This window comes from Roseibium sp. M-1, from assembly GCF_054515675.1.
In genome coordinates, this window is record NZ_CM137257.1 from 5,638,624 (window position 1) to 5,654,679 (window position 16,056).

At 61.2% G+C, this 16,056-nt stretch carries 17 protein-coding genes; 12 read left to right on the top strand and 5 right to left on the bottom strand.

What is annotated here, in order from left to right; all coding sequences use genetic code 11:
- The first annotated feature begins 156 nt into the window (after positions 1 to 156).
- The 12 genes from ACX3M4_RS25420 to ACX3M4_RS25475 all read left to right on the top strand — a co-directional run bounded on the left by ACX3M4_RS25420 (position 157) and on the right by ACX3M4_RS25475 (position 12,559).
- On the top strand, positions 157 to 1,476 hold the full coding sequence (locus ACX3M4_RS25420; protein WP_459355766.1) for a methyl-accepting chemotaxis protein: 1,320 nt from the start codon (positions 157 to 159) through the stop codon (positions 1,474 to 1,476).
- Between the two features lie 135 nt (positions 1,477 to 1,611).
- Positions 1,612 to 3,474, top strand: coding sequence for a putative bifunctional diguanylate cyclase/phosphodiesterase (locus ACX3M4_RS25425; protein WP_459355767.1), 1,863 nt, complete (start codon positions 1,612 to 1,614; stop codon positions 3,472 to 3,474).
- Positions 3,475 to 3,862: 388 nt separating this feature from the next.
- On the top strand, positions 3,863 to 4,291 hold the full coding sequence (locus ACX3M4_RS25430; RefSeq protein ID WP_459355768.1) for a hypothetical protein: 429 nt from the start codon (positions 3,863 to 3,865) through the stop codon (positions 4,289 to 4,291).
- A gap of 1 nt (position 4,292) precedes the next feature.
- Positions 4,293 to 6,131: an ABC transporter ATP-binding protein gene (locus ACX3M4_RS25435; protein ID WP_459355769.1), complete on the top strand. Its 1,839-nt coding sequence runs from the start codon at positions 4,293 to 4,295 to the stop codon at positions 6,129 to 6,131.
- A gap of 311 nt (positions 6,132 to 6,442) precedes the next feature.
- On the top strand, positions 6,443 to 7,006 hold the full coding sequence (gene petA / locus ACX3M4_RS25440) for a ubiquinol-cytochrome c reductase iron-sulfur subunit (RefSeq protein ID WP_459355770.1): 564 nt from the start codon (positions 6,443 to 6,445) through the stop codon (positions 7,004 to 7,006).
- Between the two features lie 25 nt (positions 7,007 to 7,031).
- Positions 7,032 to 8,297: a cytochrome b gene (locus ACX3M4_RS25445; protein ID WP_459355771.1), complete on the top strand. Its 1,266-nt coding sequence runs from the start codon at positions 7,032 to 7,034 to the stop codon at positions 8,295 to 8,297.
- Positions 8,298 to 8,327: 30 nt separating this feature from the next.
- Positions 8,328 to 9,212, top strand: a complete 885-nt coding sequence (locus ACX3M4_RS25450) for a cytochrome c1 (protein WP_459355772.1) — start codon at positions 8,328 to 8,330, stop codon at positions 9,210 to 9,212.
- A gap of 71 nt (positions 9,213 to 9,283) precedes the next feature.
- Positions 9,284 to 9,769 (top strand): GlcG/HbpS family heme-binding protein, encoded by a 486-nt coding sequence (locus ACX3M4_RS25455; RefSeq protein ID WP_459355773.1) that lies wholly within the window; start codon positions 9,284 to 9,286, stop codon positions 9,767 to 9,769.
- Between the two features lie 62 nt (positions 9,770 to 9,831).
- Positions 9,832 to 10,710, top strand: a complete 879-nt coding sequence (locus ACX3M4_RS25460) for an S-methyl-5'-thioadenosine phosphorylase (protein WP_459355774.1) — start codon at positions 9,832 to 9,834, stop codon at positions 10,708 to 10,710.
- 132 nt (positions 10,711 to 10,842) lie between these two features.
- Positions 10,843 to 11,391 (top strand): adenine phosphoribosyltransferase, encoded by a 549-nt coding sequence (locus tag ACX3M4_RS25465; RefSeq protein WP_459355775.1) that lies wholly within the window; start codon positions 10,843 to 10,845, stop codon positions 11,389 to 11,391.
- Between the two features lie 7 nt (positions 11,392 to 11,398).
- Entirely contained in the window at positions 11,399 to 12,061 is a 663-nt protein-coding gene (bluB, locus tag ACX3M4_RS25470) for a 5,6-dimethylbenzimidazole synthase (RefSeq protein WP_459355776.1), read from the top strand.
- 18 nt (positions 12,062 to 12,079) lie between these two features.
- The gene (locus ACX3M4_RS25475; RefSeq protein WP_459355777.1) at positions 12,080 to 12,559 is read left to right on the top strand and encodes a GNAT family N-acetyltransferase; all 480 of its coding nucleotides are present in this window, start codon (positions 12,080 to 12,082) and stop codon (positions 12,557 to 12,559) included.
- Positions 12,560 to 12,688: 129 nt separating this feature from the next.
- Here ACX3M4_RS25475 and ACX3M4_RS25480 read toward each other — a convergent pair whose 3' ends face one another.
- The 5 genes from ACX3M4_RS25480 to gcvA all read right to left on the bottom strand — a co-directional run bounded on the left by ACX3M4_RS25480 (position 12,689) and on the right by gcvA (position 16,035).
- Entirely contained in the window at positions 12,689 to 13,168 is a 480-nt protein-coding gene (locus tag ACX3M4_RS25480) for a MaoC family dehydratase (RefSeq protein ID WP_459355778.1), read from the bottom strand.
- Entirely contained in the window at positions 13,165 to 13,623 is a 459-nt protein-coding gene (locus ACX3M4_RS25485; protein ID WP_459355779.1) for a MaoC family dehydratase, read from the bottom strand. The genes ACX3M4_RS25480 and ACX3M4_RS25485 overlap by 4 nt, the downstream gene beginning before the upstream one ends.
- Before the next feature lie 73 nt (positions 13,624 to 13,696).
- Positions 13,697 to 14,059, bottom strand: coding sequence for a hypothetical protein (locus tag ACX3M4_RS25490; protein ID WP_459355780.1), 363 nt, complete (start codon positions 14,057 to 14,059; stop codon positions 13,697 to 13,699).
- Positions 14,060 to 14,186: 127 nt separating this feature from the next.
- Entirely contained in the window at positions 14,187 to 15,086 is a 900-nt protein-coding gene (locus ACX3M4_RS25495) for an NAD-dependent epimerase/dehydratase family protein (RefSeq protein ID WP_459355781.1), read from the bottom strand.
- 58 nt (positions 15,087 to 15,144) lie between these two features.
- Positions 15,145 to 16,035 carry a transcriptional regulator GcvA gene (gene gcvA, locus ACX3M4_RS25500; protein WP_459355782.1) on the bottom strand — a complete coding sequence of 297 codons (891 nt, stop codon included), beginning with the start codon at positions 16,033 to 16,035 and terminating at the stop codon, positions 15,145 to 15,147.
- Between the last annotated feature and the right edge of the window lie 21 nt (positions 16,036 to 16,056).

The following is a 16,056-nucleotide window of genomic DNA, read 5'->3' on the forward strand; positions in this document are numbered from 1 at the left end:
CCGGGGTGTCTCTGTAAGAATTGACGAGATACGTAGTTCCGCATAAGGGCGCCGTTACTGAATTTTTACGTGCAGGACGGTAACAATACCCTCGATCCGTGGCCCGGCCGGTTTCTGCCGGTTGGGAGGCACGGGGCATGCTGTCGGGGAATTCACGTGACACTTTCGATCAAGGGCCGTTTCGTGGCCATGGTATTTTCGGCCGCCACCATCATGATGGCGGGTACGGCCTTCGCTTTTTATACGTTTCGCCAGGCATTCATGGACCGGATCGGAACAGCGGAAGGGGCCCAGCAATTCCTCGCAGGTGATGTCGCCGGCAAGATCGACAGCCTGATCCTGGACCAGATGGTCACGATCGCCCTGGTCGTTTCGCCGGTCGGCGTTCTGTTCCTGGCCTTTGCCGTTTTCCTGGCCATCGGCCTCGCCCGGCCGCTTGCCCGGCTGCAGGACGGACTGAACCTCCTGTCGGAAGGCAATCTGGACATCCGGATCGACGGCGCTGACCGCAGCGACGAGATCGGCGCCATCGCCCGGTCCGTGACCGATTTCCGCGCCAACCTTGCGGAACGTGCCAAGGAGCAGGCGCGCAAGGACCTTGCGCACCAGGAAGCACTGTCCGACGAGCGCAAGGCATTGATGCAGGACGTTGCCGACGATTTCGAAAAGTCCGTCATCGGCGTTGTCAGCGCCCTGTCGTCGGCGGCTAAAAGCGTCGAGGGCAACTCGGCGCAGCTCAACATGGCGGTGAGTTCCTCCTTGCAGGCCGTGCAGGAAGTGCACCGGGCGACGGCCGAGGCCAGCGGAGCGGTCGATGTCGTGACGAATTCCGCCGACCGCCTCTCCGGTTCGCTCGCCCGTGTACGTGAAGATGTGGACCAGGCAACCGATATTGCCAGTTCCGCGGTCGAGGAAGCCCGCAAGACGGACGAGATCGTCGGACGGCTTGCCGAAACCGGCCGCGCCATTGGTGAAATCGTGGAACTGATCAGCCAGATCGCCAGCCAGACGAACCTTTTGGCCTTGAACGCTACCATCGAAGCAGCCCGTGCCGGCGAGGCAGGGCGGGGCTTCGCCGTGGTTGCCAACGAGGTCAAGGCCCTCGCAGAACAGACGACACGGGCGACAGACGACATTTCTGCCCAGGTTGCGGCCGTGCAGGAAGTGGCGGAGCATTCCGAAACCGCCATCCGCTCGATCGCGGCAACGATCGGCAGGGTAAGCGAGATCTCCGGCAAGATCCGCGAAGCAGTCGAAGAGCAGACGACCGCGACGCAGGAAATCAGCAGCAACGCGGTCATGGCAAGCTCCAGCTCCGGTCAGGTTGCCAGCAACGTGGAAACGTTGAGCGATGTGATGGAAACCAGCCGGTCCGCCACGGACGAGATGACAGGTGCGGCGACGGAATTGGGGCAGCTGTCCAACAGCCTGCAAGACCAGGTACGGCAGTTCCTGCAAAGCGTCAGGGCAGCCTGACGCAGATGCTCGAGATTGGCTAAAGTATTGGTATAAATATCAATATACTGAATTTCTGTTTTCTAGTTTAGAGATTGGTTCAGGATTGTGCCTATAAAGTAGACACTGCACCGAGATCTAGGCTGAAGTTCGACTATGGCCAACTTCCTGGCTGATGTGCCAGTACCTATTCTGCTGTTCTGTCTTGCTGCCGCTGTCGCCCTTCTGGTGATCGGTTTTGTTGGCGGGCGCGCATGGTCCAGCAGGACCGGAAAGGATACCGTTTCCGGTTTTGGCAACGACACAGCCATCCTGAAGCTTGTCGTCGAACATGCCCATGAAGGCCTGGTCATGCAGGATATCTACGGGCATATCGAATGGACCAATCCTGCCTATACCCGCATCACCGGTTACACCGCCGACGAGATCAGGGGGCGGCGGCCGCAGGAATTCATCCTGACGCCGGAAAACCAGCTGCCGCCCGAGGACATTGCCAATTTCCGGTTCGACCTGACGAAGATCCCCTCCGGCACCGACGAGCTTATCCTCAACCGGCGCAAGAACGGTGAACTTTTCTGGAACCAGCTGACCTTCGCCGTCGTCGAGGGAAAGACGGAAGAGGATGCCAAGATCATCCTCATCTGCCGGGATGTGACCAGCCAGGTCGAACATGTGAAGGAGCTGGAAGAGGCACGCAACCGGCTGAAGCACCAGGCTGAGCACGATGACCTGACCGGGGTCGCCAACCGGGCGAAACTCTCGGCCTATCTGCAGGAACATCTCGCCGGGGTCCGCGAAGGGAGCGGCCGTATCGGTGTCATCCTCTTTGACCTGGACCATTTCAAGGACATCAACGACAGTTACGGACATGGCGCGGGCGACGCGGTGCTGCGGCATGCTGCTGCGGCCATGACCGCCGTCATCGGCAAGGACGGGCTGGTCGCCCGCATCGGTGGCGATGAATTCATCGCCGTGGTTGCCGACCCCACCAGTCCCGACCAGATGGAGGCGATCGGCAAACGTCTTCTGGAGGGGCTGGAAAAACCGCTGCGGATCGATCACCGCAATCTCAAGGTCGCCGGCAGCGTTGGCCTCGTGCTCGCCGACACCTCGCGGGTGAGTGCCTCGGAACTGATAAACCGGGCGGACATTGCCCTTTACACGGCCAAGCGCTCCGGGCGAAGCCAGATTTCCTGGTACACGGATGCCCTTGGCGCAGCACACAGGCACCGCCGCATGTCGCTGGCACAGCTCGACAGCGATCTGGAAAACGGCAATCTGCGCCTGCTGATGCAGCCGCATTACAGTCTCGAGCAGCGACAGATCACCGGATACGAAGTCACCGCCAGATGGTTGCATCCCTCGGAGGGGCTGGTCGATCCGGTGACGATGCTATCGGAACTGGATGACCTCAAACGCATTGCGCAGATCGAGCGTTTCGCGCTGTCGCGAGGCATGGCGGAAGTCAAACGGCTTCGGGATGCGTCGAACGCGCCGTTCTTCATGTCCGTCAACCTCACGGGTGCGAGCCTGAAGGAACCTGACTTCCTGGGCATGCTGACCCAGCTTTGCGAGGACAACCGGTTCGAACTTGAGGACATCGTCATAGAACTGGACGAGAAGATCATCCGTTTCGATGAACCGGATGGGCTTTTGGATATGGTTGAAAAACTCAGCGGCGTTGGCTGCAAGGTTGCCCTCGACAAATTCGGTAGCGGCCATGGTGGCGCCGGGCAGCTGGTCTATCTCAATGCGGACAAGCTGAAGCTGTGCCCCGATCTCGTTGCCGGCCTGGAAGACATGGAAAACAGGCGCCAGCTGGTGCGCTCCGTCATCCGGCTTGCGGGCAATCTCGGGCTGGAGACTTCGGCTGCCGGCGTCGATACGACCGCGCAGATGGACCTTTTGAAGGAATTCGGTTGCACCGGAATCCAGGGCGAGGTGATTGCCGGCCTGCTGTCGCCGCGGGAAGCGGAGATCCACATGCGCGAATTCGAGCTGATGGCGGAGTTGCCATAGGTTCCCTGCAGGCAGGACCATCGGTTGTGGCTAACGGGCAACAGTTTCTGGTTTCGTGCTGCAATATGACGCAATCGCTCTTCCCATTGCCGGCGAAAGCCTGTACCAACGCAACCAGCCAACTGCCGACGGTTGGCTTTTCTTTCCCCAGCAGCCGCCAGGCTGCGCAACCAGGAGGGCATAAATGACAGATCGTTGCATGATCACCCCATCTGCCGCCCTCATGGGTTGCCTAGGGATCACTGTCCGCTTCCGTTAGGAAGCCGCGATCCCCTTTTCCAATCCCTGACTTTGCGGTGACCGGCTCAAGCCGTTCCGTCTGGCTGCATGTCGCTCTGCGCGTGTTTGCGGTCGCCATCGACTACGATCCCGTTTCGGAGACCATCCGATGTCATTTCATTACTCGCCGGACCTGTCCGCATTGGCGGAGCGTCCGGATGTCGAGGTGTCTTTTCCCGTCGAACCCGCGCCGGGCGGTGCTGATCGCCTGCGGCGGTTCGCTCTGGCCGCCGGCCTGTTTCTGGGTGTCACCTTTGCGATTGCCGTGGTGCTGTTCATCCCGGTGGTCGTTTACAATCTGAGCAGGATTGAAGCTCTGGAGATCGCGGGCCGTCTCGTGCCTGCAGCCGTGTTCGCCGGACATTTCAGCGCGCTCTTCTGGGGCACCTTCATTCTTGCTCTTGCGTTCACCAGCTTCGTGGCCAGTCTGCTCCTGTTTGCGTCTGGCCGCGTCGTGCGCCCGCATTCCAAGCCGTCCGGCCCCGGCGATGCCATCGAGCATCTGGCCGTGCTACGGTTGAGCGGGTCGGAGAGGTAATATGTTCGACCGTTTCGAAAAACTTGTTGATCCGTTTGAAAAGACGGTGCTGGACGTTCCGCCGAAAGGCTTCTGGGCCTTTTGCTGGTACTACACCAAGCCGGTCTGGCCGATACTGCTGGCGGTCTCCGTTCTCGGCGCTCTGATCGCCATTCTGGAAGTCACGATCTTCACGTTTCTGGGCGAGCTGGTCACCTGGCTCGGTTCGGCAGACGCGGCGACCTTCTTCCAGGACAATTGGGGCCAGCTGCTCTGGATGGGGGTCGTGGTGCTCGTGCTTCTGCCGGCGTGTTCGGCGATGTGGGAAATGCTGTTCCACCAGGGACTGATGGGGACCTATCCCATGTCGGTGCGCTGGCGGGTTCACCGCTATCTCCTGCGGCAGAGCATCTCGTTCTACCAGAACGACTTTGCCGGCCGGATCGCCAACAAGCTGATGCAGACAGCGCTTGCGGTCCGGGAAGTCGTGACCCGGATCGCGGACATCCTCGTCTATGTGACGGTTTATTTCGTTGCAGCCGTGTTTGTTGTCGCGGAGGCCAGCGTCTACTTCGTCATTCCGTTTGCATTGTGGCTGGTGTGCTACTTCTTCACCATGCGCATCTTCATCCCGCGTCTCAAAAATGTCTCGAGGGATCAGGCCGATGCACGCTCTGTGATGACGGGTCACGTGGTGGATGCATACACCAACATCTCGACCGTCAAGCTGTTTTCGCATGCGGAACGGGAGGAGGAATACGGCAAGGCGTCCATGATGTCGTTCCTCAAGACCGTGTTTCACCAGATGAGACTGGTCACGGGGATGAATATCACCCTGATCATGATCAACATGCTGCTGTTGTTCTCGGTCGCCCTGCTTTCGATCGTGCTTTGGCAGGCGGGTAAGGTCCAGACCGGCGAGATTGCCGTTGCCGTGGCGCTGGTGCTGCGGTTCCAGGGGATGTCCCAGTGGATCCTCTGGGAGGTGTCCGGCCTCTTCGAGAATATCGGGACGGTGCAGGACGGCATCAACACCATCTCGCGCGAGCGGGATGTGGTCGATGTGCCCGGCGCAAAGAAGCTGAGTGTGCCGAAGGGTGACATCAGGTTCGACGGCGTCAGCTTCCATTACGGCAAGCAGGGCGGGGTCATCGAGGATCTGACCCTTACGATCCAGCCGGGCGAAAAGATCGGCCTGATCGGCCGTTCCGGAGCGGGCAAGTCCACTCTCGTCAACCTGCTGCTGCGCTTCTATGACCTGGAAAGCGGCCGGATCCAGATCGACGGCCAGGACATTGCCGGGGTTCGCCAGGACGACATCCGGGCGAATGTGGGTGTGGTGACCCAGGACACGTCGCTGCTGCATCGTTCGATCTTTGAAAACGTTGCCTATGGCAAATCGAATGTCGAGCGGAGGGACGTGGAGGCTGCGCTGAAGAAGGCCCATGCCTTTGAATTCGTCCAGGGACTGTCGGACCTGAACGGACGCAAGGGCCTGGATGCGCATGTCGGCGAGCGCGGTGTGAAGCTTTCCGGTGGCCAGCGGCAGCGGGTCGCCATCGCCCGGGTTCTGCTGAAAGATGCTCCGATCCTGGTGCTGGACGAGGCGACCTCCGCGCTTGACAGCGAGGTTGAACTCGCCATCCAGGAAAGCCTGTTCGACCTGATGCAAGGCAAGACGGTGATCGCCATCGCCCACCGGCTCTCAACCATCGCGGCCATGGACCGGCTGATCGTGATGGACAAGGGTCGAATCATCGAGGAAGGCAGCCATCAGGAGCTGCTGGAGCGGGGCGGTCTTTACGCTCAGCTCTGGCAACATCAGTCCGGGGGCTTCCTGTCCTCCGTCCAGGCGGCCTGACCCCCGGGATCCTTGGTGGCATCTATGGCAGGGCCGGAGTTCAATTGAATTCCGGCCTTGCGCTCGTTCCCAAAAAAAGGGCAGAAAAGCGGCGTGGGTGTGGATTTGCCTGCGACATATGCGTTTTGGGACGTTTGTGGAACTGGACAAGCGTTTCGAAGGGTGCAAAAAGACAAGCCGCTTGGCCGGTGCGGGAAGTCCTGCGCCTGGCCCCGATGAGCCCGACATGGTTCCGTTCCCTTCTGGGCAGAAGGGGGTCAGGACGTGATGCGGGCTTTCGGTACAGGTTGAACATTTGAGAGGACGCGACCTTGGCTCACAACACGGATCCGGAAGAACCGAACCGGCGTGACTTTCTTTACATCGCGACCGGTGCAATGGGTGTCGTCGGTGCCGGCGCGCTGGCTTGGCCGTTCATCGACCAGATGAACCCGGACGCCTCCGCATTGGCTCTGGCCTCCATCGAGGTCGATATTTCTGCCGTGGAAGAAGGGCAGTCAATTACAGTCAAATGGCGCGGCAAGCCGGTGTTCATCCGCAACCGCACCGAGACGGAAGTGGAAGAAGCCAAAGCTGTTCCGCTCGCCGATCTTCCCGACCCGCTGGCGCGTAACGCCAACCTGCCCGCCGACGCTGAAGCGACCGACACCAACCGTGGTGTTGAAGGCAACGAAAAGTGGCTCGTCCAGGTTGGCATCTGCACCCATCTCGGCTGCGTGCCGCTCGGCGATGCCGGCGATTTCGGCGGCTGGTTCTGCCCCTGCCATGGCTCCCACTACGACACCGCCGGCCGTATCCGCAAGGGCCCGGCTCCCGAGAATTTGCTGATTCCGCCGCTCGAGTTCGTCAGCGACTCGACGATCAAGATCGGCTAACGGCATAGATTTTTAGGAGACAGCCATGGCTGGACATTCGAACTATGTACCGCAGAGCGCCGCGGCAAAGTGGCTGGAGAGCCGCCTGCCGGTCATCTCGCTCGTTCGCGGTTCCTTCGTTGATTTTCCGACCCCGAAGAACCTGAACTACTGGTGGACCTTCGGCGGTATCCTGTTCTTCGTTCTGATCGCGCAGATCATCACCGGCATCGTCCTGGTGATGCACTACACGCCGAGCACGGGCGCCGCGTTCGACAGTGTCGAACACATCATGCGTGACGTGAATTTCGGCTGGATGCTTCGCTATCTGCACACCAACGGCGCGTCGATGTTCTTCATCGCCGTCTACATCCACATCTTCCGCGGTCTATACTACGGGTCCTACAAGGCTCCGCGCGAAATTTCGTGGATCCTGGGCGTGATCATCTTCCTCATCATGATGGGCACCGCCTTCATGGGCTACGTGCTGCCGTGGGGCCAGATGTCCTTCTGGGGCGCAACGGTTATCACCAACCTGTTCTCCGCCATTCCGCTGGTCGGCGATGCAATCCGCACCTGGCTGTGGGGCGGCTTCGCGGTCGACAATCCGACCCTGAACCGGTTCTTCTCGCTGCACTACCTGCTGCCGTTCATGATCTTCGGCGTTGTGCTGCTGCACGTGTGGGCTTTCCACACCACGGGCAACAACAACCCGTCCGGCGTTCAGCCCAAGACCAAGCAGGACACGGTTCCGTTCCACCCGTACTACACGATCAAGGATCTGTTCGCGATCGTCGTCTTCATGATCCTGTTCGCCTGGTTCGCCTTCTATGTGCCGAACTACATGGGCCATCCGGACAACTATATCGAAGCAAACCCGCTTGTGACCCCGGCGCACATCGTTCCCGAATGGTACTTCCTGCCGTTCTACGCGATCCTGCGTGCGGTTCCGGACAAGCTCGGCGGCGTTGTGGCCATGTTCGGTGCCATCGCGATCCTGTTCGTGCTGCCGTGGCTCGACACGTCCAAGGTTCGCTCGGGCACCTACCGTCCGCTGTTCAAGCAGTTCTTCTGGATCTTCGCCCTCGTCTGCGTTGCGCTTGGCTACCTCGGTGCCATGCCGGCGGAAGGCACCTACGTCCTGCTCGCCCGTATCTGCACCATCTACTACTTCGCCCACTTCCTGATCATCCTGCCGATGCTCGGGTTCCTGGAGAAACCCAGGCCGCTGCCGGCCTCGATTTCCGAAGCGGTGCTGAAGAGCGGTTCCGGCAAACCGGCTGGTGCGGCCGCCGCACCGGAAACGAAGTAACGCGACCCGGATCAGGAGTTAATTGAGACAATGAGCACCATGATCAAAATGGTTCGTTCCTTCGCGGCGGTGGCGGTTCTCGCCGTCGCCACCCCGGCCTTCGCAGCAGGCAACGCACCGCACATCGAACGCGAGCAGTGGTCGTTCTCGGGTCCCTTCGGGTTCTACGACCGTGGCCAGCTGCAGCGCGGCTTCAAGGTCTACCGTGAGGTCTGCGCCGCCTGTCACGGCCTGCGGCTGGTTTCCTTCCGCAACCTGGCCGAAGACGGTGGACCGAGCTTCTCTGAAGACCAGGCCAAGCAGATTGCGTCCGAGTACACCGTCATCGACGGCCCGAACGAAGATGGCGACATGTACGAGCGTCCGGGGATCCTGGCGGACAAGTTTCCGTCCCCGTTCCCGAACGAGCAGGCTGCCCGCGCCTCCAACGGCGGCGCCTACCCGCCGGACTTCTCGCTGCTGGCCAAAGCCCGTGCGGCGCATCGCGGCTTCCCGTGGTTCGTCTTCGATGCCTTCACCCAGTATCAGGAGCAGGGCCCGGACTATATCTACGCGCTTTTGACCAGCTATCCGGAAGAAGCTCCGGCGTGTCTTGGCGAAGATTTCTCCGGCAGCTTCAACCCGGCCTTCCTGGGCGGTTCGGTCACGGCTGAAGAATGCGCGCACGAGCACCTGACCGGTGGTCCGATCGGCATGGCGGCACCGCTGTCCGACGAAATCGTCGAGTACACCGACGGCTCGCCGATGACGGTCGACCAGTATGCCCGCGACGTTTCCGCCTTCATGATGTGGGCCGCCGAGCCGCATCTGGAAGAGCGCAAGAAGATCGGCTTCCGGGTCATGATCTTCCTGATCGTCTTCGCCGGCATGCTCTACTTCACCAAGAAGAAACTTTGGCGCAACGTCGAGCATTGATTGATTGCCGCCTAAGTGCATGATGAAAGCCGCCGGTTCTTCCGGCGGCTTTTTCTTTAAGAGGTGACGCGATGCGCCGCGCATTGATGGTTTTGGCAATTCTTCTGGTTCCATCCCCCGGAATTTCGCAGACAGCGGCAACGCATCCGGTCGAAGTCCTGGACCTGCAACTGGCCATGCGCGCTGCCCTTCGGGCCGTCGAGGTTTGCAATGAGGCAGGCTTCCAGGCCGGCGCGTCCGTTGTCGACCGCTTCGGTGTGGAGCAGGTCACCCTGCGCAGCAACATGGGCGGGGCGCATGTGGCGGAAGCCGCGCGGCGCAAGGCCTGGACGGCCGCTTCGTTCAACCTGCCCACCGCGGAGCTGCAGCAGCGCGCGGCATCCGGCGGCGAGGCCGGGCTCAACGCCATCCCTGGAGCCTTGGCACTTACCGGAGGGCTTCCCATCGTTTCGAAGTCGGGCACCCTTCTCGGCGGCATCGGTGTCGCCGGCGGCGGCGAGAATGAAGCCAAATGTGCCAAGGCCGGTCTTGACGCCCTTGCCGACCAGTTGAAATAACCCTCGCATATGCCCGTGCGAATTCCGGCGGGTCACCACTTTCATTGCTGTTTGGAGCGGATATGGCAGACGCAATCTTGGGCATCATCGGCGGGTCAGGTATCTATGATCTTCCGGGGCTGGAAAACTCCGAATGGATCACCGTCGACAGCCCCTGGGGCACGCCCTCCGACCAGGTGCGGATCGGCACCATCGACGGGCTCAAGATCGTGTTCCTGCCGCGCCACGGACGCGGCCACGTCTATTCGCCGACCACGATCAACTACCGCGCCAATATCGACGTGATGAAACGCTGCGGCGTTACCGATCTTCTTTCGGTCTCCGCCTGCGGCTCGCTCAAGGAAGAGCATTTTCCGGGCAAGTTCGTGCTGGTCGACCAGTTCATCGACCGGACATTCGCGCGCGAGAAGAGCTTCTTCGGCACGGGCTGCGTCGCCCATGTCTCCATGGCGACCCCGGTCAGCCCGAAACTGGTCGACGCGGTGGCGGCTGCAGCCGACGCCGAAGGCCTCGCCTACGCCAGGGGCGGAACCTATCTGGCGATGGAGGGGCCGCAGTTCTCCTCGCTCGCCGAAAGCACGCTCTACCGTTCCTGGGGCTGCGACGTCATCGGCATGACCAACATGCCGGAAGCCAAGCTCGCCCGCGAAGCTGAGATCTGCTACGCGACTGTCGCCATGGTGACCGACTATGACAGCTGGCACCCGGATCACGGTGAAGTCGATATCCAGGCGATCATCAAGGTCCTGCATGACAATGCGGAGAATGCGCAGCGGCTGGTCGCCCGCGTTGCCAGGGATCTGCCGCGCACGCACCAATCCTGCCCGGCCGGGTCAGACACCGCGCTGGAGTTCGCCATGATGACGGCTCCCGACAAGCGCGATCCCTCGCTCGTTGCCAAGCTTGATGCAGTTGCCGGACGGGTCCTGAACCGGGGCTGAGGCAAAGCCTGCCGCAAGAGGGGCGTATAACCCCTTGAGACAATCGCGAAATTGCTTCGACCGTCGTTTCAAACTTGGTATAACCACCGGCCGGGGCTGAGCCCGGAAGCTTGCTAAAAGAAAGATATCCCGATGACCGCACAGACGATCCAGGATGAACTTGTCAGTGCTATCCGCACGATCAAGGACTATCCGAAAGAGGGCATTCTGTTCCGGGATATCACGACGCTGCTTGGCGACGCGCGTGCATTCCGCCGCGCGGTCGATGCGCTGGTCCAGCCCTGGGCTGGCTCCAAAGTCGACCAGATCGCCGGTATCGAGGCGCGCGGCTTCATCCTGGGCGGTGCCGTGGCGCACCAGCTTTCCGCCGGCTTCGTGCCGATCCGCAAGAAGGGCAAGCTGCCGCACGAGACCGTGCGCATCGCCTATTCGCTGGAATACGGCCTCGACGAGATGGAAATGCACAAGGATGCCATCAAGCCGGGCGACCGGGTGATCCTGGTCGACGACCTGATCGCGACCGGCGGCACGGCGGAAGCGGCCTGCAAGCTGCTTCGCTCCATGGGGGCCAATATCGAGGCAGCCTGCTTCATCGTCGATCTGCCGGATCTCGGCGGGGCCAAGAAGCTCGAAGCCATGAAGGTGCCGGTGCGCACGCTGGTCGAGTTTCCGGGACACTAGGACCGTCATGTCGGGAGGAGCCGCGGGCGGGGTCGAAAGGCCGGAATTTTCAGCAAAGTTTCAGGAAGACTTCGAAACGCTCCTAAGGTGGCGGCGCGACGTGCGCCGCTTCAAACCGGACGCGCTGCCGGAAGGCGCACTCGACCGCCTTCTGCACCTGGCAGACCTTGCCCCATCCGTCGGCAACAGCCAGCCGTGGCGGATCGTCCTTGTCGAGAGCGCAGAGGTGCGGGCCGGCATCATCGCCAATTTCGAGGCTGAAAATGCGGAAGCCGCAAAGTCCTATCAGGACGACAAGGCGCTTTCCTACCGTCAGCTCAAGCTGGCGGGGCTGAAGGAAGCGCCGGTTCATCTGGCAGTCTTCAGCGACGACGATCCGGCTCAAGGGCATGGGCTCGGCCGGATGACCATGCCGGAGACGCTGGCCTATTCCACCGTCAGCATGATCCACACTTTCTGGCTGGCCGCGCGGGCAGAGGGGATCGGCGTCGGCTGGGTGTCGATCCTCGATCCGGAAACCGTTGCAAGGACACTGCAGGTTGACGCCGGCTGGCGGCTCGTGGCTTATCTATGCGTCGGTTATCCGGAAGAAGAACATATCGATCCGGAGCTGGAACGGGCGCGCTGGCAGGCGCGCACGCCGCTGGCTTCCCGTATCATCCATCGCTGACTTGGGGCAGGGCAGACCATGAGCGTGATCATCCGACGGATCAACGAGAGCGACAAAAACGCAGTGTTTCAGCTGCTTGCCGACAGGTGGGCCGGGCCGGAAATGCTGCTGGACGGCGAAATCATCGACGCTTCCGCGCTGCCAGGATATGTCGCTTATGACGGCAACGATCTCGTCGGTCTGGTCACGCTGATCAAGCGCGACGACGAATGGGAAATCCTGACACTCGATTCCCTCAATCGCTGGGGCGGGACCGGGACACAGTTGCTGGACGCGGTGATCGAGGAAGCAAGGGCAGCCGGCATCCACCGGCTGACGGTGCGCACCTCCAACGACAATCTCGATGCCTTCCGCTTCTACCAGCGCCGCGGCTTCCGCCTGGAGCGGATCGCGCAAGGTGTCATTGATGCGGAACGGGAGAAAAAACCGGATATCCCGCTGCGCGGCGACTACGGCATCGAAATCCGCGACGAGGTCCTGTTCGCGCGCGCGCTTTAAAGCGTGTCGCGTTCATTTGAATTCACGCGACACGCTTTATCTCCTTTTGGGCGCACGTCTTTTTGCGAAAAACCGGAACCCACTTTTTCGCGACGTGCTCTAGTCATCCTTGGGCGGTGAATTGCGGTTTCAGCCCCTTCGCCGCTCCACAAACACCGTTCCCTTGAACGAGAACACCAGCGTGCCGTCCTGATTGTAAGCCTCCATGTCGGAATGGACGAGGCCCCAGTCCGGGCGGCTGCGGCTTTCCGTCTTGCCGGTGACGACCCGGCGGTAGGCGAGGGTGTCGTCGGCATAGACAGGCCGGATCCATTTGAGATCCTGAAAGCCGGGCGAGGGGCCAATGCGGGCCGGCGTTTGCCCCTGCTCAAGGGCAGCCTGGTGGAGGGCCTGATGCGTGCGCACCCAGAGCTGCATGAAGATCGAAGCCGTATGCCAGCCGGAGGCGCAGAGCCGGCCGAAATGGGTTCCGGCAGCGCCTTCTTCGCTCAGGTGAAACGCCTGCGGGTCGTATTTTTCAGCAAAGCGGATGATGTCGTCGCGCGAAAAGGTGTGCTCACCAAGAGCCAGCGTGTCGCCGACCTCGATATCGTCGAAGAAGGCACTCATGATGTGGCCTCGCGCCGGGCAAAGAGGATCGGGTTTTCCCAGGCGATCACGTTGTCGCCCGACTGGTTGGTGGCAGTGACGCGCACATTCACGATGCCGAGATCCGGCCGGGACCTCAGCTCCCGCGTATCCAGCACCTCAGCCTTGGCAAAAAGCGTGTCGCCCGGAAAGACCGGACGCAGCCATTGCAGCTTGCCTATGCCAGGCGAACCGCGGCCGGCGGTCCGGTTGAGGAGATTGTCCACCAGCAGGCGCATGACCATCGAGCCCGTATGCCAGCCGGAGGCAGCAAGACCGCCTAGCAGAGAGGCCTTGCCAGCCTCCTCGTCGAGGTGGAAGGGCTGGGGATCGAATTCGGAGGCGAATTCCAGGATCTCTTCCCGGGAGACGGTCATGGAGCCGAGATCGTAGTCCTGGCCCGCTGCGAAATCTTCAAAATGGATCAGATCGGTCATTGATACGGCAAATGATTTTGGGAACGGAAACGCGGCGGGGCTGCGTTCCCGGAGAAAGAGGCGAGGCGCAGGATCAGTCGAAATAGATCTCGTTGTCGTCCATATAGACATTGCTGGCTTCGCAAATGTCGATGTCGATCGGATCGTCGAGCACTTCGCTGTCGTCATCGCCGAGCCAGCCGACCTGGAAGGTCTGGGCGCAGTTACCGGTGTCCGCATGGAACTGGGCGCGGGCGCTTTCGCCGGGGCCGAGCGGGCCGCCAAGCCAGTTTTCCGACCAGCCGCTGCCGTCATTGGTGTAGAACCCGACGACAACGTTGTCCTCGGTGTTATTGTAGAGCTGGAAATAGCCTTGCGAACCGGTTCCCTGCGCAAGGGCGACCGTCGTGCCTGCAAGCAAGGCAAGGCCGACTGTGGCCGACTTCAGAAGCTTCATTTTCTAATCCCCCGGGCAGCGCGCTGCCAGACAGTTATCGAGCGCTCCGAAGCTAGTCTCAGCCGCGGAGGATGTAAATTTATTTCGCGTAACCGGGCGTCCGGCCGTAAGGCCAGCCATGTCCCGCTCACGTTTCAACATATTTGCGCCAGTCGTGCTCTTCCCTGAAACCAAGAACTTCGCGGATCTTGCGGTTGGAGAAGAGGGCCTCATGCTCCCCCAGTTCGCGTGCCAGGGGCACGTTCGGGAAGAAGCGTTTCAGGATCTCGGTGTTGGGAATGTCGACGGAATTGGTGTCGTTGCCGGCGTTGAAGATCTGATATCCGAGCCCGTCCTTTTGAAGGCAGAGATCGACGATCTGACCGAGGTCGCGGGCGTCTATGTAGCAGAAGATATTGCGCCGCCGCTGTGCCGGGTCGCGGAAGAAGTCCGGGAAACGGTCATATTCGTGCGGCTCGATGACGTTGCCGATCCTGAGAGCGTAGATATCGAAACCGGAGCGGCGCTGGAAGGCACGGGCGGTCTGCTCGTTGACGACCTTGGAAAGTCCGTAGCTGTCCATCGGGTCGACGTCGTAGTCTTCTTCAACCGGCAGCACCTTTGGGTCGACGACGCCGTCGGCGAAGCAGACCCCATAGGTGGTCTCCGAGGAGGCGATGACGATCTTGCGGATCCCAAGCTTCACTGCCGCCTCGATGACATTGTAGGTGCCGACCGCATTCACCTCGAAGGTCCGGTTGTCCGGATGAATGAGAATGCGCGGCACGGCAGCAAAATGCACGACCGCGTCGAAGGCGGGTACGCCGGTGCCGGGTTCCAGCTCGTCGAAATTGGCGTAGCTGGTCATCACGTTGAACATCTCGCCGGATGAGGTGATGTCCGCGATGAGATTGTCGACGCCCGGAAGGTCGAGGGGCTTCAGGTCGACATTGACGACGCGGTGTCCTTGAGCCTGGAGATAGGGAACGACATGCCGGCCGGCCTTGCCGGAACCGCCGGTGAACAGGATTCTTTTCTGGGTTTTCATGGTCTGATTCCTGAGCTCGGTTCTTGGTCGGCGCGACAGGACTGTGCTGCCTGGGGTGTTAGCCGCTGCTTGAAAAGATCTCTTCGAAAAGCCACGCGCGGACTGCCTTGATCATTGGGTCTTCCGCTTTCCCGGGCGGGTAGACCAGATAATATCCAAGCCCTTTCAGCTCGGGACCGAAAGGGCGTGACAAAAGCCCGGCCTCAAGGGCGTCGCGCACCAGCACCGTGCTTAGGAGCGCAATGCCCTGGCCCGCAATCGCAGCCTGGATAACATGGGCATCGTCACTCAGGACAGTCCCGGCATCCGTGTCAATGGCCTTGACGCCTGCAAGGGCGCACCATTTCCGCCAGGACGGCGTATTGGCATCCTGGCGATGCCAGACGGAATGGAGCAGGGTCTGCGCCCTCAGATCGTCGGGCGTGCGGACCTTCAGGCGCGGGCTGCACACCGGGGCGAAGCGTTCTTCCATCAACGGTTCTGCGGTGAGGCCCGCGAAGGGTGCCCGGCCATAGCGGATGGCACAATCGGCATCGCCCGCCAGAAGGTCCACGACCGTCTCGCACGGGTGGATGCGCAGCGTGACATCCGGATGGGCAAGATTGAAATTCCGGATGCGCGGTACCAGCCAGCCCGCTGCGAACGCGGTCGTCGTGGTCAGCGTCACAGCCCGGCGCACAGCGGTGCGCCGCAGCTTGCCAACCGTTTCCGACATGGAGGCAAAGGCGTCCCGGCAGACCAGAAAGAGCTGGTTGCCGGCTTCTGTGAGGCGAACCTTGCGCGGGCGTCTTTCGAACAGTTTCGTGCCGACCGTCTCCTCCAGAAGCCGGATCTGGTGGCTGATGGCCGTCGGGGTCACGCCCAGTTCACCTGCGGCGCGCCGGAAACTCAGGTGGCGGGCCGCAGCCTCGAAGGCACGAAGGGAGGCGAGGGGCGGAAGTGCGGACATGGATGAATATGATTCATCTAT

Bases quoted from the DNA above. Each gene is read 5' to 3' on its own strand.
- ACX3M4_RS25455 (WP_459355773.1), top strand. From the start codon at position 9,284: ATGCGCCGCGCATTGATGGTTTTGGCAATTCTTCTGGTTCCATCCCCC.
- ACX3M4_RS25425 (WP_459355767.1), top strand. From the start codon at position 1,612: ATGGCCAACTTCCTGGCTGATGTGCCAGTACCTATTCTGCTGTTCTGT.
- ACX3M4_RS25430 (WP_459355768.1), top strand. From the start codon at position 3,863: ATGTCATTTCATTACTCGCCGGACCTGTCCGCATTGGCGGAGCGTCCG.
- ACX3M4_RS25435 (WP_459355769.1), top strand. From the start codon at position 4,293: ATGTTCGACCGTTTCGAAAAACTTGTTGATCCGTTTGAAAAGACGGTG.
- ACX3M4_RS25450 (WP_459355772.1), top strand. From the start codon at position 8,328: ATGAGCACCATGATCAAAATGGTTCGTTCCTTCGCGGCGGTGGCGGTT.
- ACX3M4_RS25445 (WP_459355771.1), top strand. From the start codon at position 7,032: ATGGCTGGACATTCGAACTATGTACCGCAGAGCGCCGCGGCAAAGTGG.
- ACX3M4_RS25480 (WP_459355778.1), bottom strand. From the start codon at position 13,168: ATGAGTGCCTTCTTCGACGATATCGAGGTCGGCGACACGCTGGCTCTT.
- ACX3M4_RS25460 (WP_459355774.1), top strand. From the start codon at position 9,832: ATGGCAGACGCAATCTTGGGCATCATCGGCGGGTCAGGTATCTATGAT.
- ACX3M4_RS25475 (WP_459355777.1), top strand. From the start codon at position 12,080: ATGAGCGTGATCATCCGACGGATCAACGAGAGCGACAAAAACGCAGTG.
- ACX3M4_RS25490 (WP_459355780.1), bottom strand. From the start codon at position 14,059: ATGAAGCTTCTGAAGTCGGCCACAGTCGGCCTTGCCTTGCTTGCAGGC.
- ACX3M4_RS25465 (WP_459355775.1), top strand. From the start codon at position 10,843: ATGACCGCACAGACGATCCAGGATGAACTTGTCAGTGCTATCCGCACG.
- ACX3M4_RS25485 (WP_459355779.1), bottom strand. From the start codon at position 13,623: ATGACCGATCTGATCCATTTTGAAGATTTCGCAGCGGGCCAGGACTAC.
- gcvA (WP_459355782.1), bottom strand. From the start codon at position 16,035: ATGTCCGCACTTCCGCCCCTCGCCTCCCTTCGTGCCTTCGAGGCTGCG.
- bluB (WP_459355776.1), top strand. From the start codon at position 11,399: ATGTCGGGAGGAGCCGCGGGCGGGGTCGAAAGGCCGGAATTTTCAGCA.
- ACX3M4_RS25495 (WP_459355781.1), bottom strand. From the start codon at position 15,086: ATGAAAACCCAGAAAAGAATCCTGTTCACCGGCGGTTCCGGCAAGGCC.